Source organism: Paraburkholderia phenazinium, from assembly GCF_900100735.1.
GTDB lineage: Bacteria > Pseudomonadota > Gammaproteobacteria > Burkholderiales > Burkholderiaceae > Paraburkholderia > Paraburkholderia phenazinia.
Map to the genome: position 1 here is coordinate 792,378 of NZ_FNCJ01000001.1, position 24,465 is coordinate 816,842.

Genomic DNA, 24,465 nt, shown 5'->3' on the forward strand with positions numbered 1-24,465 from the left:
ATGCAGCATAGGAGACAAACACAATGGAATTCGTTCGCCTCGGCCAATCGGGCCTGAAAGTGTCGCGCCTGTGCCTCGGCACGATGAACATGGGCACGCCGCAATGGAAGCCGTGGATCTTCGATGAAGCGCAAAGCGAGCCGATCGTGCGTCACGCGCTGGAAGCGGGCGTCAACTTTATCGACCTGGCGGATTTCTATTCGACCGGTGTGGGTGAAGAAGTGGTGGGCCGGATTTTGAAGCGCATTGCGCGCCGTGAAGAGATCGTCGTGACGACCAAGGTCGGCTACGATATGGGCACGTATCAGAATGCCGGCGGCCATTCGCGCAAGCACATCATGGACGGCATCGACGCATCGCTCACGCGTCTCGGCATGGAATACCTCGATATCTACATGCTGCACTTCTTTGACGTCAATACGCCGGTCGAAGAAACGATGGGCGCCTTGAACGATATCGTGCGGGCGGGCAAGGCACGCTATATCGGCGTCTCCACGATGTACACGTGGCAGTTCGCCAAGATCATGCAGGTCTGCGAGCGCAATGGCTGGCACAAGCCGATCAACATGCAGTTGCAATTGAATCTGGCCTACCGCGAGGAAGAGCGCGAGATGATTCCATATTGCGAGGATCAGGGCGTCGGCGTCTCGGTGTTCAGTCCGCTCGCACGCGGTCTGCTGACGAGCGATCCGAACTCGACGCGTAACCAGACCGACTTCTTCACCGCGCAAATGTACGGCGATGCGGCGTCGCGTGAAATTGCGGCATCGGTGGCGCGGGTGGCCGCGGCGCGCGGTGTGCCGGCGGCGCAGATCGCGCAGGCGTGGGTGCTCAATCATGATGGCGTGGCCAGCATGCTGGTTGGCGCGGATACACCGGCGCAATTCGACAGCGCGCTCGCGGCGCTCGACACCAAGCTCTCCGCCGACGAACTCTACGAACTCGAACGCAACTACACGCCGTGCGATCTGATCAACGATTACACGGCGGGCAAGCGCATCGCCCGCGAGCCGCGGCCGGCGCAAGGGGCGTTCGTCCAAACCTTGGATAAAGCAGCATGAGTGATTTTCTCCGTACCGGGCACTACATCAACGGCGAGTGGCATCAAGGCGCCGAGACGTATGCCGTGTTGAATCCGGCCAATGGCGAGCTGATCGCGAACGTGGCCAAGGGTGGCGCAGCGGAAACGCAGCAGGCGATTGCCGCTGCCGAACGTGCCTTCCCGGGCTGGCGTGCGTTGACCGCGAAGGAACGTGGCGCGCGAGTGAAGCGCTGGGGCGAGTTGATGCTCGAGAATCGCGACGCGCTCGCTGAACTGATGTCGCGCGAGCAGGGCAAGCCGCTTGCCGAAGCACGTGGTGAAGTGGGCTACGCGGCGAGCTTCCTGGAGTGGTTCGCTGAGGAATCGAAGCGCGCCTATGGCGATGTGATTCCTAGCCCGAATCCGAAGGCGAAGATCATTGTGACGCGTGAGCCGATTGGGGCCGTCGCGGCCATCACGCCGTGGAATTTCCCGCTGGCGATGATTACACGCAAGGCAGGTCCTGCATTGGCCGCGGGCTGCACGATGGTGCTCAAACCTTCCGAAGAAACGCCGCTGTCCGCGTTCGCACTGGCTGTGTTGGCCGAACAGGCGGGCATTCCTGCTGGCGTGTTCAATATCGTGTCTGGCGATGCGGTGGCGATTGGCGGTGCGCTGACTGCTTCGTCCGTGGTGCGCAAGCTCTCGTTCACCGGTTCGACACGTGTGGGCAAGCTGCTCGCGAAGCAATCCGCGGACACGCTCAAGAAGCTCTCGCTCGAACTCGGCGGCAATGCACCGTTCATCGTGTTTGACGATGCGGATATCGAAGCCGCCGTGCAAGGCGCGATGGCCTCAAAGTTTCGCAACACCGGGCAGACCTGTGTGTGCGTCAATCGCTTCTACGTGCAGGACGGCATCTACGATGCCTTCACCCAGGCGCTGACGAAGGCAGTGCAGAAGATGCGTGTCGGCAATGCGCTTGAAGGGGAAGTCGAACAAGGCCCGCTGATCAATGCCGCTGCGTTGAAGAAAGTAGAAACGCATGTAGCTGATGCGCTGCAGAAGGGTGCCAAGGTGCTGACGGGCGCCAGGCGTCACGCGCTTGGCGGCACGTTCTACGAGCCGACGGTGCTGATCGACGCATCGAAGTCGATGCTGATTGCTGGCGAAGAGACGTTTGGTCCGGTAGCCGCTTGTTTCCGCTTCAAGACCGAAGAAGAGGCGATCGCCGCGGCTAACGACACGCCGTTCGGTTTGTCCGCGTACTTCTACACCCGCGATCTCGGCCGGGCGTGGCGTGTGGCAGAGGCGTTGGAAAGCGGCATGGTGGCGGTCAACGAAGGGATACTCTCCACGGAAGTGGCGCCGTTCGGTGGCGTCAAGGAATCGGGTCTGGGCCGCGAAGGCTCGAAGTACGGGCTCGATGAGTATATGGAACTGAAGTACATGATGATGGGCGGCCTCGGACGCTGAGCGTCGCACTACCCGTAGCGCTGAAAAATATGGCCGAACGCCTCTGCGTTCGGCCATATTTCATGGCACTCACGATGATGAGATAGACACAATCGTCCGCATTGTGTCTTGTTCAGAAATTAACCGCTCGATTTCCTTCTACAGGAAAGGCGTTATCGAGAGCCGAACGCAGCAACTTCGTATGCGCTTCGTCTGCATCGAGAACGATCAGGTTATCGGCGAACGCAGCGTCGACGGTTGGCTGTCCATTCATAATGGCCTGCATCGTTGCTTCTGATGAAGCAAACACCACATCCCGCTAATCTTGGCTTTACCGGCCATGACCAGTTTCTCCATCGACGTATTGCCCATCATGACTTCGTTGAGATCGGTGCGTGTCGTTGTCACCGAGGCATCCGCCTTATCCGATGTTTTGCCTTTCGAATAATGAAGCGCGGAATTCTCAACACCGACCACATAACTCTCATTGGTGTCGGTCATCACGAAGTTGAAGCTAATGGACTTGCCGGCCGCACAAGCTCCATTTAAGCGAACGCCCTGGTAGTCGAGGAACATCTCCAGAGGCATGGCCTTGATGGTATCCGGACTTTGCGAGCTGCCGAATCGCATCTTGCGCACGCCGTTGCGCAGCTCCATCGCCCCGATGAGATAGAAGTTACGCCAGCTTGCCGACTCGGCCTGGTAGCCCGTCTGCTCGTAGGCATCGCTAGACCGGCCCGTTCGGCCAGTCAGAACAATCGCAGATTCGTCCTGGAGAGTCTGCGCGGCGTATCAGATTGTTCCTACTCAAATAGGAATCGTCCTAGGTACTGACCAACCCCCACTCCATATCATTAAGTTGCGCCTGAACGATAGGCCAATGGTTCGAGACAAGACCGCCTTTTCCGGCGATGAACATTGGAACGCCCAGGGGCAAATGGCGGGACGTCCTGAACACGAATTCGCCGTTGAATCGAATCAAGAAAGTTGTTTTTTTAACTCACTGGAGCAGTAACCATGAAGTCACTCATCCCCGTAATTGCAATCGCAACCGGCGGTCTGCTGGGTCTTGCATCGCTGGGCGCGCAAGCGTCGGACGGCACGATTACGTTCACGGGCAGCCTGTCGGACACCACGTGTTCGATCAATGGCAACGCGGCCGGCACACCCGCGAACATTCCGAATGTCTCGTTGCCGAAGGTTTCGGCCTCCGTGCTCGGAACGGCAGGCGCAACGGCCGGCCGGACGCAGCCGATTGTACTGGCGCTGACCGGCTGCTCGGGCACGGCGACCAAGGCGGTGGCCTTTTTCGAAAGTGGCCCGACCGTTGACCAAAGCAACGGCTACCTGAAGAACCAGGCAGCCACAAGCCCGGCTACCAACGTCGAAGTGCGTTTGCTGAACGCATCGTTCCAGCCGATCAACATCACCAGCGGTTTGAACAACGATATGGCCGCTAATGGCGCGACGATTACCGGAGGCGCTGCAACTCTCAACTACTACGGCGAGTACTACGCCACGGGTAAGGCGACGAGCGGTGCAGTAAGCACGAGCGTTAACTACACGATGCAGTACCAGTAAGCGAAAGCTAAGGCGTTCGCTCGTACGAACGCCTTTTTTACAGCCCATTTTCAAGACTATTTTTCAAAGAGGTGAATGTGATGAAGCTCGGTCGAATTGCAATAGGAGTTGGATTGGCCTGTGCGCTGCTGGCGGGCAACGCAAATGCAAGCGTAACGATTGGCGGTACGCGTGTGGTGTATCCGCTGGACCAGCGCGAAGTCACGGTCAAGCTCGAAAACGACAGCGCCACGCCGTCCCTTGTACAGGTGTGGATCGACGACGGCCATCCGGATGCGAAGCCGGGCGAAATCAAAGTGCCGTTTGTGATTACGCCGCCGATCTTCCGTATGGACCCGAAGAAATCGCAAACGCTGCGTGTCATCTACAGCGGCGAGGCGGTGCCGACCGATCGCGAATCGGTGTACTGGCTCAACGTGCTCGACATTCCGCCCAAGGCAGACAACAAGGAGGGCGCCAATACGCTGCAGCTTGCCTATCGCACACGCATCAAGGTGTTCGTGCGGCCGCCGAAGCTGTCGGGCAAGCCGGAGGAAGCACCGGCCCAATTGAGCTGGAAGGTCACGGCTGCGCCGGACGGCAAAGGCGAAGCCCTGAGCGTATCGAATCCGACGCCGTACTACGTGTCGTTTAGCGAAGTCGATGTCGAAAGCGGCGGTCACACCTACAAGAACGAACGGGGCGGCATGGTGGCGCCCCACGCGACCGAGGTGATGCCCGTCGCGCAGATGAATGCAGTAGCTGCGGGCGCGAAGATCCACTACACGGCAATCAGCGATTACGGCGGCGCCATGGCTGGCGACGCGACGCTCGGCAGATAGGCCTCAGTAGTTCGCCGGCCGGGCGGCCGCCTTCCGCCCATTGACAACCCTTTCCTGAACACAGTGTGCGTTGCACAGGCAACGCATAGGGATGACGCACGCCTGTTACCGGACATTAGAAGTCAGCCAGATCATGAAACCTTCACCTCGTCTTCAGTCGCATGCTCGCACCAGCGCTCTATCTGGTCCGTTCGGCCTGAACCCCGTCACCGCAGTTGTACTGTCGGTTTTCGCGGTGGTGGGCGGCGTCCAGCCGGCGAGCGTGAGTGCTTCCGAGAGCGACACGGTTCCCGCAGCGGTGCAGTTCGATTCGACGTTCCTGCGCACCGACCCGAACGAGACCGTGGATGTTGCGCGTTTCGCGCGTGGCAACGCGGTATCTCCGGGTGTGTACTCGGTTGACGTGTGGCTGAACGATATCCGCATTGCCCGGCAGGATGTCCGCTTTGTGGCGGTACCGGCGAGTGATACGGCACGTCCTTGCTTTAGTCGTCAGGTGCTCGAGGGCTTCGGGGTCGACTTTGCCAAGGTCGGCGTGGACGCCGGTGCTAAGCCGGAGGCCGGCAAGGCGAGCGATGCGACTGCCGCAGCGCAGGCCGACAAGGCAGCCGGTGCTGCCGCCGATAGCAACGAGTGCATTGACCTGAGCGCTAGCGTGCCGGACGCGACTGTCGACTTCGATTTTTCGGAGCAGAAGCTCACGCTGACTGTGCCGCAGAAGTACATGCGCAACGCTGCGCGCGGCTATGTGCCGTCGGAGATGTGGCAACAGGGCGTGAACGCGGGCTTCGTGAGCTACAACGCAAATACGTATCACACCAGCGGTGCTGGCATCAATTCGACTCAGAGCTATCTGGGGCTTGATGCGGGTGTGAACATCGGCGGATGGCATTTCCGCCATCAGTCGTCGGTGACCTCGACGGCGGGCGAAGGCACTCAATTCGATGACATCGCCACCTACGTCCAGCACGACGTGACGAAGCTCAAGTCGCAGGTGACGTTGGGTGATGCCAACACCACGGGCGATGTGTTCGACAGCGTCGCTTTTCGCGGCGTACAGATCGCGACAGACGACCGCATGCTGCCCGAATCGATGCGTGGCTATGCGCCTGTGGTGCGTGGTACGGCGCAATCGAACGCGCGCGTGACGATTCGCCAGAACGGACAGATCATTTACGAAACCACGGTGTCGCCGGGGCCGTTCGAGATCAAGGACCTGTATGCGACCGGCTACGGCGGCAACCTCGACGTGACCGTGACCGAAGCGGATGGACACACCCAAAGCTTTACTGTGCCGTACGCCTCGGTTGCGCAGTCATTGCGGCCGGGCACCACGCGGTTCTCGGCGACGGCTGGGCAATTGCGTAACGATACGCTCGAAACGAAACCCACTTTTGCGCAGTTCACACTGCAGCGCGGTCTCACCAACACGGTGACAGCCTACGGCGGCGCCGTGGTTGCTAACGGCTACGTGGCCGCCGACATTGGCGCCGCGCTCAACACAAAGTACGGCGCCTTCTCGGCAGACATTACCGGCGCTCAGACGCAGGTGCCAGGGCAAAGCACGATGCGCGGCACCAGCTTACGCATTGGCTACAGCAAGTTTATCGATTCGACGGACACGAACATTTCGGTGGCGGCGTACCGCTATTCGACCGCGGGCTTCCTCAATCTGTCGGATGCCGCGTCGGTGCGCGATGCAGCCTTGCATGGCGGCGACATCAACTCGGTCGACCGGCAGCGCAACCGGCTGCAAATAACAGTCAACCAGAACTTCAAGGATCACGGCACCGTGTTTCTGAGCGCGTCGTCGCAGAAGTACTGGAATCGCAGCGGTAGCGATACGTTCTATCAGGCCGGCTACACCAACGGCTTCAAGTACGGCACCTACAGCATTACGGCGGGACGTACACGCAACTCCGACGGCTCGATGGAGAATCTGTACATGGTTAGCACGACGATACCGCTCGGCCATAGCCAGCATGCGCCGTTGATGTCGACCAACCTGTCGAGCTCGGGTGGCGCGATGAACATGCAGGCTAATGTCAGTGGCTCGCTCGGCGACAACAACCAGTACTCGTATAACGCCTATGGCACATACAACAGCGCCAGCAGCGGGGCCTCGTCCAACGCGGGTGTCAGCGGTACCTGGCGTGCCCCCTATGCGCAGATGACTGCGTCGGCCAGTTCGGGCTCGGGTACGAACCAGGTGTCAGCGGGCATCAGTGGGACGGTGGTCGCGCATCCGGGCGGTGTGACGTTCTCGCAGACCGTGGGCGATACGTTCGGCATTGTCGAGGCGCCGGGAGCCGAAGGGGCCAGTGTGTCGAGCGCGCCGGGTGTGAAGGTCAACAGTCGCGGTTATGCGGTGGTGCCGTACCTGACACCGTATGGCATGAACACGGTGGATATCGATCCGAAGGGCACCTCGACCGATGTCGAGTTTGAATCGACTTCGGAGCAGGCGGTGCCGCGGTTAGGTTCGGTAGTGATGCTCAAGTACAAGACGGTGAGCGGACGGGCGGCATTGATTCGTGCTCCTCAATTAGGCGACAAGGCGTTGCCGTTTGGTGTCGATGTGGTGGACCAGGACGGCAAGACGGTTGGCGTTGTGGCGCAGGACAGCCGCATCTTCGCACGCGGCCTGGAAGACAAGGGTTCGTTGTTCGTGAAGTGGGGCGAAGCGGGCTCAGAGCAGTGCCGGATTGATTATGTGTTGCCGAAGTCGTCGGGTAAGTCGGCTGCGGCGTACCAGTCGTTCGAAGGACATTGCGTGGGTGGTGGTGAAACGGATCCTGCAGATATCGTTTCGAGCGAAGCAGTGTCCAGTCAATCGCAGAGGTGAAGAAATGATGTGTGATCAGAAATTGGTATTGAATGAGTCTTGCCCCAAAGATATCCGCGAACAGCAAATCGACATTCAGGTCAGCAAGCGCCTCGGCGATTCCCCGTTGACCCGATTCCTCGTGCGTGTTGCGCTGGTTCTGTTTGCAGGGCTGGTCTCCGCATCTGCGCATGCGGATATCACATGCAATTCTCTAACCGCCCTTGGCCAGACGCTTGTGGCCGGATCGATTTCCGTCCCTGCAAACACGCCAGTCGGAACCGTAGTAAGCACACTTGCACCGATCGACTATACGATGCAATGCAAATTCGCCAATAGCGGTAGCAACCCGAACGAAACGAGCGCCACGAATACGGCCAATTTCACGACGACCACGCCGCTGGTACTAGGAACAGACGTCTATCAGACAAATGTCACCGGCATCGGAGTTCGTTACATCTTCAATTCGTCGGCGTGCAATGCCGCGAACGTCACCATTGCCAATGGGGCGGCGGCCGTTACCTGTCCTTTCAGCGGTCCCGTTGGTGGCGCTTATGTGCCAGCGCCGATGACCGTAACCGTTCAGCTCGTCGTCACCGGCCCGATTTCTGGCGGGATTTCGAACCTTACGACTGCCGCGGTGGTCGGGCTCGCGTTCGTTTCCTCGGATAATCCCAAATCTTGGCCGGCGCCAAACCTTTATACAGGGACCGCAACAGGCACCCTCACCCAGGCGACGTGTTCAGTCCAACCGACTCCTCCCGTTTCACTTCCCAACATCGGCACGGGCGCACTTGCCAGCGTTGGTACAACTGCGGGAGCGCGGGCATTTTCTCTTTCACTTAGCTGTACATCCGGCGCGAAGGTCTATATCACGCTCACTGACAGCGTCAATCAGGCGAACCGGAGCAATACGCTTCAGCTTACGGCCGACTCGACGGCGAAAGGCGTTGGGGTGCAGGTGTTGAATGGCAGCTCGCCGGTATCGTTCGGCGCGGACTCCGCCGTCGTGGGCAATACGAATCAATGGTTAATTGGTAGTTCGCCAAACGGAACGCTACAGGTGCCGTTGACTGCGCGATATATCAGCACTGGCACAGTCTCGGCCGGATCGGTCAAGGCGCTAGCCACTTTTACGATGGCTTACCAGTAATGAGTGACGCGATATTAAAGCAAGCCTCGCCGGTGCTCAGTTCGGTCGTGATGCTGAAGGCTGAAACGACAAACGGGCGCGCAGCACTGATTCACGCGCTGCAACCCGGTGACAACGCGCTGCCGTTCGGTGTGGATGTGGTGAATGGCTCGGGTATCACCGTCGGTGTCGTTGTGACGGGTAGCTGGATTCTTGCTCGCGGGCTGGAGGATAAGGGATCGTTGTTTGTGAAGTGGGGCGAGGCTGGGGCCGAGCAGTGTCGGATCGATTATGTGCTTCCGAGGCAGATGAACGCAGAACGTTGATTTAGCCTGGCCGGTTTCCTCAGCCCGTGCATTACAAGAAGTCTGCTGGCGATCGGACTATGAAAGAATTATTCAAAGTTTTCTGTGCCAAAGTATGCTTCGATAACTTAAAAGGTTTGGAATGCCTTATGTTGGCACGGGGAATCCTGATGGTCATCGCGTGTGTGCTTTGCATGGGTACGCCGGTTCCGGCGAACGCAACGTGCTCATTTTCGAGCGGTGGCTTTAATGTTGGAAACGTTGATTTTGGCAGCGTGACGGTGCCCGCAAACATGGCGGTGGGGACTGTCATTGTGTCGAAGTCTGCCCAGTATTACGACAATATCAACCCGGGGCAGCAGTTCTGGTGTGGAGCCAATGTGCCTACCACGTTGTCTTTCCAGATGTCGGGTACTGGCGCGGCCGGAGTATACGCCACTAATATCCCGGGCATTGGCATTAAAATTTTGACGCTCGCGAATACTGGATACGGTATTCCATCGGGAACTATGCCTGTTGTATGGACCTGGACCGCACCCTCTCCTTACTACTTCCAGAATATGCGTTTCACGATGCAGCTCATCGTAACGGGGCCAGTTGACCTGAGCGCCACACCTGCACTCTCCTATAACGTCAATCCCTGGTTAGTCATTCAGCCTACGGATGGTAGTGCGGCCCCGCTTGCGGTGTCGGGGCTTGCGGTAACGGCGACGATAGTCCCGCGCAGTTGTAGTGTGACTACACCTTCTGTCGAGCAACCATTGCCTACCGTCTCTCCAGGTAGTTTGGCCTTGGGACCGGCTGGACAGACGTCGTTCAACCTCGGCGTCAACTGCCCTTCGGGGGCCAAGGTTTATGTGACGCTGACCGATGCGTCGAATGTTTCCAGCAGGTCGACCACCTTGGGACTGACACCAGACTCAACGGCGACGGGCATTGGCTTGCAGATTCTTAAAGGAACGACGCCGATTGCCTACGGCCCCGACTCTCCGGTAGCGGGAAATATGAATCAATGGTCGGCAGGTACGGCCGCCGGTGGGACGATGAATATTCCATTGACCGTGCAATACATACGAACGACGGGGCCTTCGACCCCGGGTACAGTAAAGGGTGTGGCCACCTTCACCATGTCCTATCAATAGCTCTGCGCAAGCGCCCCGCTGTTTGCCGGAAGCGCCTGGACGGGTGCCACGTCCAGGCGCTTCATCCGCCCCCGAATCCCCATTTCCCTTACGCCCGTCCCCATGACGTGTATCATTCGTTCCCTGCGCTGTTCTGTGCCGGCAATTCCCGTATTCTGAAACGCCCGTTCGCAACCGGGTTGTGATGCGGTGGAGTTGCCCGAACCCCTATTCGTGACCGCCCGTACCGATGTCAGTCTCCGAACTCAAACGCCGCCGCACGTTCGCGGTTATTTCCCACCCGGACGCGGGCAAGACCACGCTCACGGAAAAGCTGCTGCTGTTTTCGGGCGCGATTCAGATCGCCGGTACCGTGAAGGGCCGCAAAAGTAATCGGTACGCGACCTCCGACTGGATGGAGATCGAAAAGCAGCGTGGCATTTCGGTGGCCAGCTCGGTGATGCAGTTCGAGTACGGCGACGCCGTCATCAACCTGCTCGACACCCCGGGCCACGAGGACTTCTCCGAAGACACCTACCGCGTACTGACGGCGGTCGACGCTGCCGTGATGGTAATCGACGGCGCCAACGGCGTCGAACCGCAGACGCTGAAGCTGCTCGAAGTCTGCCGCAGCCGCAAGACGCCGATCGTCACCTTCATTAACAAGCTCGACCGTGAAGTGCGCGAGCCGCTCGAACTGCTCGATGAGATCGAACAGCATCTGGGCGTCGCGGCGATTCCGTTCACCTGGCCGATCGGCATGGGCAAGGAATTCCAGGGTGTCTATGACATCCAGCATGATCAGGTGCGTTTGTTCCGCGCCGGCCAGGATAAGGCGGGCGGCGAGGTCGAAACGCTGCAAGCGCTTAGCAACGAAGACGGCGAACGCCGTTTCGGCCATAGCTGGGTCAAGGCGAAAGAAGAAATCGACCTGATTACTGGCGCGTCGCCGGATTTCGACCGCGAGCAGTTTCTCGCCGGTCAGCAATCGCCGGTGCTGTTCGGCTCGGCCATCAACAACTTCGGCGTGAAGGAAATTCTGGACGCGCTGGTCGATCTGGCGCCGCCGCCGTCGGCACGCATGGCCGTGCAGCGGTCGGTAGAGCCGGATGAGCCGAAATTCACCGGTGTCGTGTTCAAGGTGCAGGCGAACATGGACCTGGCGCACCGCGACCGCGTGGCGTTCATCCGCGTCTGCTCAGGGCATTTCGAACGGGGCATGGCGTTGAAGGTGACCCGCTCGAACAAGACGTTCCGCGCGAATAACGTGGTGACGTTTCTGTCGCAGCGCCGCGAGACGGTGAGTGAAGCATATCCGGGGGATATCATCGGCATCCCGAACCACGGCACGCTGAGCCTTGGCGATACGCTGACGGAAGGCGAAACGCTGCAGTTTGTCGGTCTGCCGTTCTTCGCGCCGGAAATTTTCCAGACAGTTGAAGTCGTGGATCCGATGCGCGCCAAGCAACTCGGCGAAGCGTTGAAGCAACTCGGCGAAGAGGGTGCGATTCAAGTGTTCCGGCCGGTTGGCGGTGGCTTGATGATTCTGGGTGCGGTTGGACAACTGCAGTTTGAAGTCGTGTCACACCGTCTCTCGACTGAGTACAAGGTCGATGTACGGATGGCGCCGGCGCGCTACCGGATGTCGCGTTGGGTGACGTGCGACGACGCGGCCGAACTGCGTCGCTTCAACGATGCTTATGCTGCGCGGATCGCGCTTGATGCATCCAATGCACCGACGTATCTCGCGTCGCATATCTCCGAGATCGAAGTCGCGCAGAAGGCGTGGCCGAAGATCGTCTTCAATGAGTTGCGCGAGCATTCGGGCGCGCCGTTCAAGAAGGCGATGTAAGCAGCGCGTTTGCTGTGGAGAATTGATAGACTTGTTAGTGGCCCTCGCGTGGGCCACTAATGCAAATAAAGGCCCATATGTGGGCCTTTATGCGTTAACGGAGGTCAGTGTCTCGTCATCGTAGACGGCGCGAGAATTGTAACCTCGGAATCGGCATCCGCTTCCACGTGTTCGTAGTGCGCGCGGCGTAGTTCCCGCTTCAATATCTGCCCGTTGCGCAAGCCCTGGAAAAATTCAGCGTCGAGCCGTGCATTGGCTTCGGCGCTAGCCGCGATCTCTTCGAACGCGAACAGCAGCTTGGCGCGCCTTGCCGGCGACGAATTGCATTGTTCGATCGCACGGGCCAGTGAGGCGAGCTTGGCGAACTGCTCAACAGTTCGCTGTGCTGCGGTGGCCGCCTTCTCGAGGATGCTATCGAGCAGTTGATCGCTGGCGGGAACTTCCAGCGCTTGGGGCAGAGGAGATTTGTCTTCGGTCATGATTCGGCAGTCGTTGATGAGGTTCTGCGCGCCACTGCACACGTCAGGCCGTCAAACCCTGATACCGTCATCTAAATGGCAACGAAAGTATAGAGCATCGCAGAGGTGCAGCTTTTTTGATATGAACCCGCAAGCATGCCCGCTCCGTCTTGAAAACAATCGACGCCGCTTTCTCACCCCATCTTCAAAACCTCTTCCCGCAGCCACCCCGCAAACGCCTGCACATGCTCAAGCGCTGCATGCCGTTGCGCGATATCGAGCCAATACCCAAACGGCCCGCTCACCTCGATCTCGGAAATACGCGCAAGGCTGCCATCCGTCAGTTCCTCGACGATCATGTTGCGGTCGACGATCGCCAAACCCGCGCCTTTGCGCGCCGCATGAATCGCCTGCTCAAGATTCGAAAACTCGATTCCGTTTTCCGCGTAATGCGCCGGCAGGCCGGCGGTCGCCAGCCAGTTCGGCCACAGATCGAGCCGCGTCTCGTTATGCAGCACATGCAGCGCGGGCAGTCGCTCAAGCAACGTATCAAGCGAGCGTCCGAGCAGATGCGGCGCACCCACCAGCGTATGGCGCTCGGTCATCAGCAACTCGGAATGCGCGTCCGGCAGCACGTCGCGGCCGAAGCGGATGTTGCAATGGCAATCCTCGCTTGGCTCGGTACGGATGGACAGTTCGACATCGGGCAGTTCCACCGCCAGCGAGCCGAGCCGCGGCGAGAACCACTGAGTCGCGAAGGTGGGCGGCACGGACAGCACGAGGCGGCGTCGCCCTTTGGCAGTGGTGATCTGGCGCGTGCCGCGCTCGATCGTATCGAACGCCTCGGACACGCACGGCAGCAACTGCAAACCCGCCGCCGTCAGCCGGATGCCCTTGTGGTCGCGCTCGAACAGCTTTGCGCCGAGCGACTCCTCCAGTATCTTGATCTGGCGGCTCACCGCGCCCTGCGTCACGCATAGCGCGCTCGCCGCGCGGTTGAAGCTCAAATGACGTGCTGTCTCTTCGAAGAAGCGCAACGCAATCAGCGATGGCAAGCGCCGCATACCTTCACCTTCTGTCTTTTCTGGTCGTCCGGTGGTGCGCCGGGTTGGCGCGTCCTGCCGTCCGCAATGGTTGTCATCGTTCTGCGATCGCCGCGGGCGTCTCGTCTCCAGAGCGGCCCCGCGGCAATCGTGCTGCAATTGGCATGTCCGCCGGCCCGTCTCCCGGACCGCGTGCCGCCTCGCCGCATCTTACTGCGTTTGGGGTACGACCGATGCCGCGCGACGGCGCGTCGTCTCCAACACGCTTCATGGCGCGGATTGTCGCATTTCGGCTCGCATGTTGAGCGGGTGCGAGCAACAAAAGGTGCTCGTCCGGGAACAGGTCAAACGGCGTGCGGTGCCAAGAGGTTTTCCTGATCTGACGCGCTGCACAACGGGCCGAGATCGCCTATTCTGAGGGGGACGCGCGTTCCTCCTAAACGCGCCCCCTTCGACTCGCGGAGAGTCCCGTGACCGTTCGCAATCTCGATGCCCTGTTCCGACCCAAATCCGTCGCGGTGATCGGCGCTTCGCGTCGGCCGCGCAGCACCGGCGCCCTGGTATGGGCGAGCGTGGTGGGAGGGGGCTTCGATGGGCCGCTGTGGCCGGTGAATCCGAAGTACGACGCGCTCGACGGCCATCTGGTGGTGGCGGACGCCGGTGACCTGCCCGAGGCTCCCACGGTGGCGCTGATCTGCACGCCTCCCGCGACATGGCCGGGCATCATCCACAAACTCGGTGGTCTGGGCACGCGAGCCGCCATCATCGTGGGGGAAGTGCATTGCGACGAAGACCGCACCGCGCTTAGGCATGCCCTATCGGCGGCGCGACCGCATCTGTTGCGAATTGTCGGTCCCGGGAGCCTTGGGGTGGTGTCGCCTGCGCTGCGGGCGCATCTGGGGGCTCCCTCGTGCCTGGTGAAGGCGGGCGGGGTGGCGTGGGTGTCGCAGTCCAATGCCCTGACGAATGCGGTGCTGGGTTGGGCGCACGCGCGTGGCTTGGGCTTCTCGCACGCGGTGGCGCTCGGCGGCGAGGCGGATGTGGACGCCGGCGACGTGCTCGACTACCTGGCGAGCGACCCCGGCACGCGCGCCATCCTGCTCGAGCTCGACACGGTGCGCGCGGCCCGTAAATTCATGTCGGCGGCGCGGGCGGCGGCGCGCAACAAGCCGGTTCTGGCCCTGCGCTCGGGCCGTGCCGATCCCGCCGACGGTTTGTACACGGCGGCATTCCGGCGTGCGGGGTTGGTGCGCGTCGATTCGCTCGACGACCTGCTCGACGAAATCGAAACGCTTGGGGTAGGCCGCGTCGCGGCCGGGGCGACGGCGACGCTGATCACCAGCGACCGCGGCGTCGCGACGCTCGCCTGCGATGCGTTCGCGGCGGCGGGCGACACCCTCGCGCAGTGGCCTGCAGAAACCACGGAGGCGGTCGCCAACGCGCTACCGCGAGCGGTCGCAGGCAACCCGCTGCTGCTTGGCGACGACGCGAAGGCCGAGCATTTCGGCACGGCCTTGCAGGTCCTCGCGCAGCATCGCGCGACCGGCACGGCGTTCGTCGTGCATGCGTCGACCCATAACGCGCCGGTTGGCGAGGTCGCGCAGGCGCTGATCGCAAATCAGAAGTTTGCATATCGTGGGCTGCTGGCGTGTTTCTTCGGTGGGGTGGACGCGGCGACGCGCGATGCGTTGCACGCCCAGGGCATCCCGGTCCATACAACGCCGCAGCGCCTTGCGCGGGCGTTCGCCCGTCTGGTCGATTACCGGTTGGGGCGCGAGTTGTTGATGCAGACGCCTGAGGGACTGCCGGCGCAGATTCCCGCTGAGATCGACGCCGCCCAGGCGCAAGCGCGTGCGGCCTTGGCGGCGGGCGAGGACACGCTTACCGAAGAACATGCGGCGAGCCTGCTGGCGCATTTCGGGCTGCACGTCGAGCCTCGGGAGGCAAACCAGGACAAGATCGTCGACATCGACGTCGAGTTGCACGACGACGACAACTTCGGTCCAGTGTTCCGCTTCACGACGCCATCGGCGGATGGCGTGTCGGCGCCGCTGCGCGTCTTCGGCTTACCGCCGCTCAACCCGATGCTGGCGCGCGATATGGTGACCCGCTCGCCGTACGCTCGAGTCGCCGCGCCCGAGCCGGTGCTGGCGGCTTTCACGGCGCTCTCGCAAGTGGTATGCGACGTGCGCGAGATCGTCGGGTTAAAGCTCGCGCTGAGGGTGTTCCGCGAGCACACCTCAGTGGTGGCGCCGACGATCCAGCTCGGCGCCAAGCGCAGTCGGCTTGCGATCATGCCGTATCCGCGTCGCTATGAGGAAACGCTCGACTGGCACGGCTTGCGCATCACCGTGCGGCCCATCCGCCCCGAGGATGAGGCGGCCCATCACGACTTCGTCGAAGCGATGACACCCGACGACCTGCGTCTGCGGTTCTTCGGCGCGGTTGGCAGCTTCGATCACTCGCAGCTCGCGCGGATGACGCAGATCGACTACGACCGGGAGATGGCGTTGATCGCAACGGTCCCGTGCGATGAGGGCTTTACGCGGACGCTGGGGGTAGTGCGCGCCGTGGCAGACCCGGATAACGAAACCGCGGAGTTTGCGGTGGCGATTCGCTCGGATCAGAAGGGGCGACGGCTCGGCAAGCTGCTGATGGAGAAGATCATCGCGTATGCGCGTTCGCGCGGCACCCATTGGCTGGTGGGGGAAGCGCTGCGAGAGAATGGTCCAATGATCGCGCTGGCGAAGGCGTGTGGTTTTACCGTGACGCCGACCGAAGATCCCGGCGTGGTGGGGTTCAGGATGCCGCTGGATGAGGCGGAAGCGGTGGTTTAACGGGCGGCCCGTCCGTCCTGCGGCACGAATCGCTCCTGCAAGGCCGCAGCGACCCGCGTCAGTACCTCGTCCCAGTCGCCCCGCTTTCGTTGGGTGAAGAGACGCACGGTGGGATACCACGGGCTGTCATCCCGGTCGCGCAACCAGCGCCAGCAACCCGCGAAACGGTTCAGCAGCCAGACTGGCTTGCCCATCGCCGCGGCCAGATGTGCCACTGAGGTATCGACGGAGATCACCAGGTCGAGATTTTCGATCAGCGCGGCGGTATCCGCGAAGTCCATGACTTCACCCATCCAGTCTGTCAGATTCGCCCGCATGGCCCCGTTGGGACGCTTCGTCGCGTCCTCAGTCTTCTGCAAACTGACCCAACGGATGTGTGGCAAAGCGAGCAAGGGCGCGATTTGCTCGGGCGTCAGGCTGCGCATTTTGTCTTCCATCATGCCCGAATGGCCGCCGGCCCAGATCACGCCGACGCGCGGCAGTTCGGGGTTGGGTAATGCAGCCAGTTTTGCACGCCACGAGGCAGCGCCTTTGGGATCGGCATAGAGATACGGCATTGCGGCGGGGATGGTGTCCAGACGGGTGCCGAACGCCATAGGTAGCGACATCAAAGGGCAGTGCCAGTCCCAGTCGTCGAGGTCGGCAGTCTCGGCATCGACCAGCACGAGGCCAGGCCAGCGCATGCACAACGACTGTTCGTACAGACGCCGCAAGGCTGGCCGGCAAACGTAACCGACTCGCGAAAAGCGCTCGAGTGCCAACGGCAAGTAGCGCACAAACTGGAGACTGTCGCCGTGGCCTTGCTCAGAGATGACAAGCAAGCGCGAGCCGGTCGCGCTTTCTCTCTGCGCGTGGCGCGCCGCGTCTGGATCTTCGCCTTTCCATTGCGGCAGCGGGATTTGCGGACGTGCCCTCGGCGCGGGACGCCCTTCCGGGCTGATGAAGTTGGCCCAGCGCTCTTCGAACCAGGGCCATGCTTCTTCATAACGTCCCGCTGCCAGCAAGACCGGGCCAAGATGGGCGTGCGCGCTGCGATCGTCTGGCGCCAGCACCATGGCGCGTCGCAGGTGCCACTCGGCCTCGTCCAGCTCGCCCAGAACTCTGGCGACCACACCCATGTTGGCGTGCGCCTGTGCGTGATCTGGTTCGAGTTCGAGGAGCTTGCCATAGCTGAGGGCTGCTTCGTCGATGAGTCCCTGTGCGAACAGCGCCGCTCCTTCGTAGTAGTGCAACGTGGTCGAGTCGGGCTGAAGCGCAAGCCCTTGCCGGGCTGTTTGCGTTGCGCTAGTGAGCGCGTTCAACTTGAGTTGAACAAGGCACAGCGTGGTGTAGAAATCGGGATGGGCCAGCACCTCGATCGCGCGCTCAATCCAGATTTGCGCAACCTTCAACTGATTCAAATCGAGCGCTAACAGGCCCCGTAGGTAACGGGCGCCGGCACGCCCCGGATCGTGGGCCAGGATTCGCTCGACCAGTGCTTGCGCTGTCGCGATATCACCAGCCCCACGAGCTGCGTCAGCCTCGATGTACCAGGTTTGAATGTCGGCAGACGAGATGGAGGATGGGGTGGGCATGATTGGCGGGCGAGGGCGTGTGCGTTTTGTTGGGCGCCAATTATCCGCGCTGCGGAGCGGCTCGTCTGTAGGGCAATTCCGATAGGTTTTGCCTGAAAATCCGGGCTGTTGCCGCGGGTGCGATCGGTTTAAGCGGCGGCTTCTGACGCCGTGCCTTTGAGAATCCTCTGAGTGTAGGGAAGGGTCATTGCCGATATATTTTTGGGTTTCCTTTAGCGATCCGAAGCGGGGCCGACGCGCCGCGTATTCATGACATCGACGCATCGAGTACGCCCGTACGTCGTGAGCGCGTGTCCACCGCTGACCAGCCCAAAAACATTCTGACCGATATTCAAATGGATAACCTCGCCGTCTCCGACCACTTCATCAAGTCACTGCTATTCGCATTTTTCTTCAGCGCCGTGGCGATCTTCGTGCTTCAAATGACGGGTCTCATCGACCCGGACCACATCATAGGCCGCGAAGGTGTCGCATGGCTTGTCGCGACTACTGTTTGCACACTCGAACCAGTTCTGCGTCACCAAGGCATCCTGAAGGGTGGCATCGAAAGCAGCATCGCTGAATTCACCAAAGCCAGCGCGCTCGGACGTCTGATCGGCGCACCGGCAGGTTGTGCGTTTGCTTGGGCGATGACGATTGTCGGGTCGTAAGCTTCGTTTTTGTGCAGAGTTGCAAAATGTCGTCAAGGATTCCAAATTAAACCGTGAATGAGTCAACGGCTTATTCGAGAAGCCGTTAAACACACGACCGCTACCAGGTCGCTACTCAATCACGGCTTTATTCACGGAGTACAGACGATGAACAAGCAGATCACCATTGCCGCCTTCGCAGGGCTGTTTTCGCTGGGTGCGTTCGCACAGGCATCCGCACCCGCTGCTGCGCCCGCACAGGAGCAGACCGCTGCTCCGGCCGACGCAGCGTCCACTGTCAAGCATCACCACAAGCATCACAAGAATCATAAGCACCATGCGTCGGCAACCGCCGAGGCGTCGGCGGCTGTGCCCGCCTCCGAGCCGGTCATGAAGCCGTAAATGGCTCTGCGGTCCGCGTCCGGGCTTCGCTAATCGGGGAACACCATGTATCTGCGCGCTCAATCTCGCTGGCGGCTTCTGCTGCTTTGCGCCACGCTGACACCGTTCACTGGGTGCGTGAGCACGCATCGCCCGGTTGCTTCGGACGAGGCCGCCACGTCGAGCGCCGTTTCCATGCCGAGCATCGCTTCTGCTCCGCTGGAAGCGGAAGCACCGCTACCGCTGGCTGTTGAAGCGGGCTCTTACTGCGTCAACGCCGGCGACACATTGGATAGCATTGCGAAGTCGTTCGGGCGCGCTCCGGCGTCGGTTGCGCGCTGGAACAAGATGTCGGTGACCGACGCGGTTTCCGTGGGGCAGGTGCTGCGCGTGGCGCCGCCGGCGAGCGGTGCGTCTAAACCCGCTGTAGGAGCGGTCAGCAAACCTGCAACAGCAGCGAAGCCAAGCGCGGCTTCGACTGCTGTCGAGACCAGTCGCTTCAAATGGCCCGCCCCAGGTCCGGTCAACGCGAAATTCGCCACAGGCCGTTCCAAGGGTGTCGAACTAGGCGGCCGTCTGGGGGAGCCGGTCAAGGCCGCCGAAGGGGGGCGGGTGGTGTACGCGGGAGCGCGCATCAAGGCCTATGGCCGCCTGATCGTCATCAAGCACGATAGCCATTTCGTCACCGCCTACGGCAATAACCGCAAGTTGCTAGTCACGGAAGGCGCCATCGTCAAACAAGGGCAGACCATCGCAGAGATGGGCGCGGACACCAGCGGCAATGCCTCGCTCAAGTTCGAAGTCCGCAAGGATGGCAAGCCGGTCGATCCGTTGGCCTATCTGCCAAAACGGCCCGGCTAATCGCCCGCTCCTGACCGCGACCCCAACGGCTGCTCGCCTTATTACCTGATCGTCGCGCGTCGCAGCGGCGCGCCCGACCTCATCTCATCAGACATCTCTTTTGAATAAGTATCGCTTCTTTCAGAATCTTGGAATTCTGTTGTCCTTAGCGTTGCTGGCGGGCTGTATGCAGCCGCTAGATATTGCCGGGCAGGCTAGCCACGAGTCGCCACGTAACGAACGCACTAGAACAGATATCGCCATGAAGCCGCTCGAGACGGAAGGCTCGCCTCTTGTACCCAGGCCATCGGAGCAGTTGAGCCCGAAGGCCGAGACAGTGCCTTTGCAGGCGGATAGTGGCGACGCGTCGTCCTTCTGGCAATCCGGCTTGGCGTCCTACTATGCAAACAGGTTCCAGGGTAAGCGGACTGCAAGCGGCGAGCGCTACGACTTGCACGCGTTGACTGCAGCACATAGAACGTTGCCGCTGGGTTCCTATGTGCGCGTGACCGCTGTGTCGAGTGCGCGCTCGGTCATCGTGCGGATCAACGACCGGGGACCTTATACGCACGGTCGAGTGATCGACCTGTCATATGCCGCGGCGGCGGCGCTTGATCTGCCACGCACCGGCACCCTGCCTGTCACGATCGAGAGCGTGACAAAGCAGGAGGCCGGTACGTAGTGCTGGTTGACGGGGCTATGTGAGAGAGTGAACGGCGCGCTTAGGCCGGCAGCTTGGCTGCCGCTTCGTCGACCAGGCTGCGAGTCACCGACAACTCTTCGAGCCATGCCTCTGCATAGACAGCGCCGGTTTCGCGTTCGAGGCGTGCGATGGTGGCCGCGCAACGATTCGCGTCTTTCGGCGTCGCGATGAAGTCCTTTACCGATTGACCCGCCTTGAACGCGTCGAACAGCGGCACGCGGATATCGTCCGGCAACGCGCGCGTCCACTGGTACGGCTTGCCGTTGTATGTGAACGACGGCGGCAGCACGCGCTCCTTCTTCGCGGCCGGAATCAGACCGTAGGTGCGCGCGGCTTCGCCGATCTGCTCCGGCGAAAACAGCTCGTCCGGGCTGATGTCGAATTGCTGGATATAGGCTTCCATCGCCTGCATGGCTGCAGCGCGGTCGTCGCGCTTCTGCTGTGCACGGGCCACGATGTCGCGCAGTTCGTCGGCTTCTTCGGTGGTGATCGTGAAGCTCGCCTGCTTCTGCTGGAGTTCGGAAAAACGCTGGAATTCGGAATCGGTCAGAAGTTTCGCCATGAGGTATCGATAGCGCGCGCAGGTGATTGCCCACGCGGCGACATTTTTGAGAGGGTCGCCATTCTAAACCATGCGGACGAGGTGGGCGTCCAGCGAGTCCAGGCGGAAGGGTGGACGGTTGGCGCGCGCTCGGCGCGCCCCTTATGCCCATGAGGCGTTGCGCCGCCTCACCCTTATTGGATCGGAGCGTTCTGCGCCCGGGCGGCCGCTTGTTCCTCAGCGAGCTTTTTGTTCTTCGCCAGATGGCGACCGACGATACATCCACCCACTGCACCGACGACTGCATGATGACCCGCATAGTGGCCCGCGACGCCGCCGACCACGGCGCCCTTCAGGCAGCCCGCCGCGGAAGCCGAACCGGCAAAACCCGCCAGCGCAAGCGCCAGCAAAACGAGAGAACAAAACGATTTCTTCATGGGATAGCTAGCGGGAAGATCTGAAGCGTGAGGCGGGGGGTAAGACACCTCATCCTGCGTCCGGCGCCAACGGGCGCGAACGCAGGATGGTCGGCGGTGATGCTTTACTGGCAAGCCTTGCCGGCGTCAGGGCGGTAGCCCTTGGCCTTCGCGTCGGCTTCGCTCATGTACGAGCCGTGCTTGGTTGTGCCGTAGTACTTGTCGCCTTGGCAGTGGTAGACCTTGGTGCTGGTGTTGACCCACACCTGGCCGGGACCGCCGCCGGGTGCTACTGCCTTGGCGCTGCTGGCCGCTGCCGGCGCCTTGGCGGGTGCTGCGGCAGGCGTTGCAGCCGGTGCCGATGCTGCTGCGGCCGGAGCGGATGCCGCACCTGCAGCGGTCGATGCGCCGTACCACGTCTTGACACCCTTATGACCCTTGCAGGCACCCTTCTTCGTCGCGCCTGAGTAGAACGAGCCGTCCTTGCAGAGGCCCGTCGTACCGGCCGGTGCGCTGGCGGGAACCTGCGCATAGCTCGCCGTTGCTGCGAGCAGGCCGGCCACTGCGGCCATGGAGAGAATGAGCTTTTTCATCGTATTGATCCTATGGACCTGCCGCGGCGAGGCCGCGTTCATCGGTGGACGCAAACCAAACGGCAACCTGGGAGGCCGTGCGGCTCGCGATTCTTGTGCGCGCAAGATGCGCGCCCCTGATAAACGCGCCAGACCCCGGTTCGGCTGACGAGCCGACCATCTCGAATTGTCAAATATTGCAATCCCGGACCCGCGGACGTCGGCGGCTAGCTTGCACCCTCGTGAAACATGGACAACGCCTCCACGGTTTCGCGCAGCAGCGCGGTCGCGGCTTCCAGCGTCGGCGCGACGTATTCGTCGATGCGTTTGAGATACGGGCAGGTCATCACGGCAATCGCCTGTCCGGACGGTCCGAGGAGCGGGAAGGTCAGATCGGTGACCCCGAAGGTCTGCTGGCTGTCTTTCTGCGAATACCCCTTCTTCCGAATCTGCTCGCAGGTCTGCTCCAGCGCCTCGCGGTCGATGGTGACTTCGCCTTTCACCTTGGTATGTTCGGCAAGCATGTAGGCGCGCTGCTCCGCGCTTTGAAACGCCAGCATGACGCGGCCCGAGCCGGTATCGATCAAGCCCACCCGCGAGCCCAGCCGCACCGACATGCCCCATGTGCCCGGTCCGTCGACCTGCGCAATCACCAGCAGGTTGCCGCGGTCGTAGACCACGAGGTGACACGACTGTTCGGCCGTATCCGCGAAACGCTGCATCAGCGGTAGCGCCTCGGAGATCAACCGGTTCATCGGCGGGTGCCGGTGCGCCAGCGCGTAAAGCTTCAGGCTCAGCGAATAGCGATCGCCCGCGGCTGAGCGCACTACATATTGACGCGCCACCAGCCGCTCGAGCATCCGGTACATCTCACTGGCGTTGCGCCCGAGCAGCTTGGTGATCTCGGCGCGCGTCAGCCCCTCTTTCTGCTCGGCGAGCAGTTCGAGGATATCCAGACCTTTGTCCAGCGCTGGCGCGCGGTATCGGTCATCGTCTTTTTCTTCGGCATCCATCATGAGTGGGTTCCCAATGTGCAGCGCTCATTGTTATCCGGCGCGTGAGTGTAGAGCGTAGCGGGTGAACGCGGCCAGGGAAAACACGGACGGTTGCAGCAGTGCATATTGCTTGACTTCGAAAAGTTCGTATATGAATAATACGTTCATTGGTGAATTGACACGCGCCAATATTCATAAGAAAGCGCAGGACGACGTTCCGGTTCCTCGGGGAGCACGGTTCAGGTAGTTCAATAACGCATGGGATCGGAGTAAGCGCTAAAGCGCCAACTCCGATCGACAGGAGACAAGCAATGACTTTCGTAAAGGGGTCGTCTGCGACCCGTCGCTGCATTCAGCGCGCGCTATCGGTGGGGGTTGCCGCCGCATGCGTGGCCGGCCTCGTGACGAGCGGCTCTGCCCGCGCCGCCGAAACCGGCAAGATCGGCCTCGATCTGCCGCTTCTCACTTCGCCGTTCTGGCAGTCGTACAACAACTACCTGCCGGTGTATGCGAAGCAGATGGGCCTCGATATCCTCGCGCCCGTCAATTCCAACGGTGACCCTGCGCAGCAGATCACCGACATGAACAACATCCTCAACCTCGGTGCGAAGGGCATCGTGGTGGGGCCGCTGGATTCGGCCGCGATCAGCCGCGCGCTTGATTCTGCCTCCACGAAGGATGTGCCGGTGGTGGCCGTGGACGTCGCGCCGACGCAAGGCAAGGTGGCGATGGTGGTGCGCGCCGACAACCATGCGTATGGCGAGATGGCCTGCAAGTACATCGGCGAGCACGTGAAGTCCGGCAAGGTCGTGCAGATCATGGGCGATCTGGCGTCGGTGAACGGGCGTGACCGTTCGGAAGCGTTCCGCGCCTGCCTGAAGCACTATCCGACGCTCTCGCTGCTGGAGATCCCGGCGGCGTGGAAGGGCGATGTCGCGGCGACCGCGCTGGACAGCCTGCTGACGGCGAACCCGGACGTGAAGGCGATCTATATGCAAGCGGGCGGGGTTTATCTGTCGCCGACGCTGCAGACGCTGCGCCGCAAGCAGATGCTGTTCCCGGTGGGCGATCCGAAACACGTGGTGATCGTCAGCAACGACGGCATTCCGCAGGAATTCGACGCGATTCGCAAGGGCGAGATCGACGCCACTGTGTCGCAGCCGGCTGACCTGTACGCGAAGTATGGCCTTTATTACATCAAGGCCGCGCTCGCTGGGCAGACCTTCAAACCGGGCCCGACCGATCACGGCAGCACGATCATCCAGATCGCGCCGGGCATGCTGGAAGACCAGTTGCCTGCGCCGCTCGTGACGAAGGCGAATGTCGACGACAAGAATCTGTGGGGCAACACCGTCAAATGAGCG

The 24,465-nt window shown here is 61.2% G+C and carries 23 protein-coding genes; 15 read left to right on the forward strand and 8 right to left on the reverse strand.

Translation table 11 applies throughout. The features are described 5' to 3' along the window. Window positions 1-23: 23 nt before the first annotated feature. Entirely contained in the window at window positions 24-1,061 is a 1,038-nt protein-coding gene (locus BLQ92_RS03570) for an aldo/keto reductase (protein ID WP_090681715.1), read from the forward strand. After that, the gene (locus BLQ92_RS03575) at window positions 1,058-2,497 is read left to right on the forward strand and encodes an NAD-dependent succinate-semialdehyde dehydrogenase (RefSeq protein WP_090681717.1); all 1,440 of its coding nucleotides are present in this window, start codon (window positions 1,058-1,060) and stop codon (window positions 2,495-2,497) included. Before BLQ92_RS03570 ends, BLQ92_RS03575 begins: the two co-directional genes overlap by 4 nt. Window positions 2,498-2,746: 249 nt before the next feature. Here the strand turns inward: BLQ92_RS03575 and BLQ92_RS03580 are convergent, their stop codons facing one another. Continuing rightward, on the reverse strand, window positions 2,747-3,235 hold the full coding sequence (locus tag BLQ92_RS03580; protein WP_341806641.1) for an alkyl sulfatase C-terminal domain-containing protein: 489 nt from the start codon (window positions 3,233-3,235) through the stop codon (window positions 2,747-2,749). 258 nt (window positions 3,236-3,493) lie between these two features. Between BLQ92_RS03580 and BLQ92_RS03585 the strand changes: the two genes are divergently transcribed. The 7 genes from BLQ92_RS03585 to BLQ92_RS03615 all read left to right on the forward strand — a co-directional run bounded on the left by BLQ92_RS03585 (window position 3,494) and on the right by BLQ92_RS03615 (window position 12,112). Beyond that, on the forward strand, window positions 3,494-4,057 hold the full coding sequence (locus tag BLQ92_RS03585) for a fimbrial protein (RefSeq protein WP_090681720.1): 564 nt from the start codon (window positions 3,494-3,496) through the stop codon (window positions 4,055-4,057). Window positions 4,058-4,137: 80 nt separating this feature from the next. Continuing rightward, window positions 4,138-4,878: a fimbria/pilus periplasmic chaperone gene (locus BLQ92_RS03590; RefSeq protein ID WP_090681721.1), complete on the forward strand. Its 741-nt coding sequence runs from the start codon at window positions 4,138-4,140 to the stop codon at window positions 4,876-4,878. Window positions 4,879-5,011: 133 nt separating this feature from the next. After that, window positions 5,012-7,723, forward strand: coding sequence for a fimbria/pilus outer membrane usher protein (locus BLQ92_RS03595; protein ID WP_090681910.1), 2,712 nt, complete (start codon window positions 5,012-5,014; stop codon window positions 7,721-7,723). Window positions 7,724-7,727: 4 nt separating this feature from the next. After that, on the forward strand, window positions 7,728-8,855 hold the full coding sequence (locus tag BLQ92_RS39190; RefSeq protein WP_175772173.1) for a fimbrial protein: 1,128 nt from the start codon (window positions 7,728-7,730) through the stop codon (window positions 8,853-8,855). Beyond that, a complete protein-coding gene (locus tag BLQ92_RS03605; RefSeq protein WP_090681723.1) occupies window positions 8,855-9,160 on the forward strand; it encodes a FimD/PapC C-terminal domain-containing protein in 306 nt (101 codons plus the stop codon). The genes BLQ92_RS39190 and BLQ92_RS03605 overlap by 1 nt, the downstream gene beginning before the upstream one ends. A 59-nt stretch (window positions 9,161-9,219) precedes the next feature. Then, complete coding sequence (locus BLQ92_RS03610; RefSeq protein WP_090681724.1) at window positions 9,220-10,281, forward strand: fimbrial protein; 1,062 nt, start codon at window positions 9,220-9,222, stop codon at window positions 10,279-10,281. Window positions 10,282-10,510: 229 nt separating this feature from the next. Beyond that, the gene (locus BLQ92_RS03615) at window positions 10,511-12,112 is read left to right on the forward strand and encodes a peptide chain release factor 3 (protein ID WP_090681726.1); all 1,602 of its coding nucleotides are present in this window, start codon (window positions 10,511-10,513) and stop codon (window positions 12,110-12,112) included. A 104-nt stretch (window positions 12,113-12,216) separates the two neighbouring features. Here the strand turns inward: BLQ92_RS03615 and BLQ92_RS03620 are convergent, their stop codons facing one another. Together BLQ92_RS03620 and BLQ92_RS03625 are read right to left on the reverse strand one after the other, a co-directional pair. Then, window positions 12,217-12,591: a hypothetical protein gene (locus BLQ92_RS03620; RefSeq protein WP_090681727.1), complete on the reverse strand. Its 375-nt coding sequence runs from the start codon at window positions 12,589-12,591 to the stop codon at window positions 12,217-12,219. A gap of 173 nt (window positions 12,592-12,764) precedes the next feature. Next, on the reverse strand, window positions 12,765-13,634 hold the full coding sequence (locus BLQ92_RS03625; protein WP_090681729.1) for a LysR family transcriptional regulator: 870 nt from the start codon (window positions 13,632-13,634) through the stop codon (window positions 12,765-12,767). 449 nt (window positions 13,635-14,083) lie between these two features. Here BLQ92_RS03625 and BLQ92_RS03630 point away from each other — a divergent pair, with 449 nt between their 5' ends. Next, a complete protein-coding gene (locus BLQ92_RS03630) occupies window positions 14,084-16,450 on the forward strand; it encodes a bifunctional acetate--CoA ligase family protein/GNAT family N-acetyltransferase (protein WP_090681730.1) in 2,367 nt (788 codons plus the stop codon). On the opposite strand, the gene BLQ92_RS03635 is transcribed toward BLQ92_RS03630, so the two are convergent. Continuing rightward, window positions 16,447-18,024, reverse strand: coding sequence for a tetratricopeptide repeat protein (locus tag BLQ92_RS03635; RefSeq protein WP_090681732.1), 1,578 nt, complete (start codon window positions 18,022-18,024; stop codon window positions 16,447-16,449). The two genes, BLQ92_RS03630 and BLQ92_RS03635, sit on opposite strands and share 4 nt — an antisense overlap. 290 nt (window positions 18,025-18,314) lie before the next feature. Here BLQ92_RS03635 and BLQ92_RS03640 point away from each other — a divergent pair, with 290 nt between their 5' ends. The 4 genes from BLQ92_RS03640 to BLQ92_RS03655 all read left to right on the forward strand — a co-directional run bounded on the left by BLQ92_RS03640 (window position 18,315) and on the right by BLQ92_RS03655 (window position 20,556). Continuing rightward, the gene (locus BLQ92_RS03640) at window positions 18,315-18,674 is read left to right on the forward strand and encodes a hypothetical protein (RefSeq protein WP_090681734.1); all 360 of its coding nucleotides are present in this window, start codon (window positions 18,315-18,317) and stop codon (window positions 18,672-18,674) included. 147 nt (window positions 18,675-18,821) lie between these two features. After that, a complete protein-coding gene (locus BLQ92_RS03645) occupies window positions 18,822-19,055 on the forward strand; it encodes a hypothetical protein (protein WP_090681735.1) in 234 nt (77 codons plus the stop codon). Window positions 19,056-19,100: 45 nt separating this feature from the next. Then, window positions 19,101-19,895, forward strand: a complete 795-nt coding sequence (locus BLQ92_RS03650) for a peptidoglycan DD-metalloendopeptidase family protein (protein ID WP_244896614.1) — start codon at window positions 19,101-19,103, stop codon at window positions 19,893-19,895. A 166-nt stretch (window positions 19,896-20,061) separates the two neighbouring features. Then, window positions 20,062-20,556, forward strand: a complete 495-nt coding sequence (locus tag BLQ92_RS03655; RefSeq protein WP_090681736.1) for a septal ring lytic transglycosylase RlpA family protein — start codon at window positions 20,062-20,064, stop codon at window positions 20,554-20,556. A 40-nt stretch (window positions 20,557-20,596) separates the two neighbouring features. On the opposite strand, the gene BLQ92_RS03660 is transcribed toward BLQ92_RS03655, so the two are convergent. From BLQ92_RS03660 to BLQ92_RS03675, 4 genes are all read right to left on the reverse strand, one after another. After that, window positions 20,597-21,139: a hypothetical protein gene (locus BLQ92_RS03660; protein ID WP_090681738.1), complete on the reverse strand. Its 543-nt coding sequence runs from the start codon at window positions 21,137-21,139 to the stop codon at window positions 20,597-20,599. A gap of 173 nt (window positions 21,140-21,312) precedes the next feature. Next, on the reverse strand, window positions 21,313-21,555 hold the full coding sequence (locus BLQ92_RS03665; RefSeq protein WP_090681741.1) for a hypothetical protein: 243 nt from the start codon (window positions 21,553-21,555) through the stop codon (window positions 21,313-21,315). A gap of 104 nt (window positions 21,556-21,659) precedes the next feature. Further along, window positions 21,660-22,127, reverse strand: a complete 468-nt coding sequence (locus tag BLQ92_RS03670; RefSeq protein WP_090681915.1) for a DUF3761 domain-containing protein — start codon at window positions 22,125-22,127, stop codon at window positions 21,660-21,662. 206 nt (window positions 22,128-22,333) lie between these two features. Then, complete coding sequence (locus BLQ92_RS03675; protein ID WP_090681743.1) at window positions 22,334-23,119, reverse strand: IclR family transcriptional regulator; 786 nt, start codon at window positions 23,117-23,119, stop codon at window positions 22,334-22,336. 293 nt (window positions 23,120-23,412) lie between these two features. Here BLQ92_RS03675 and BLQ92_RS03680 point away from each other — a divergent pair, with 293 nt between their 5' ends. After that, complete coding sequence (locus BLQ92_RS03680) at window positions 23,413-24,462, forward strand: sugar ABC transporter substrate-binding protein (RefSeq protein WP_090681744.1); 1,050 nt, start codon at window positions 23,413-23,415, stop codon at window positions 24,460-24,462. Window positions 24,463-24,465 lie beyond the last annotated feature (3 nt).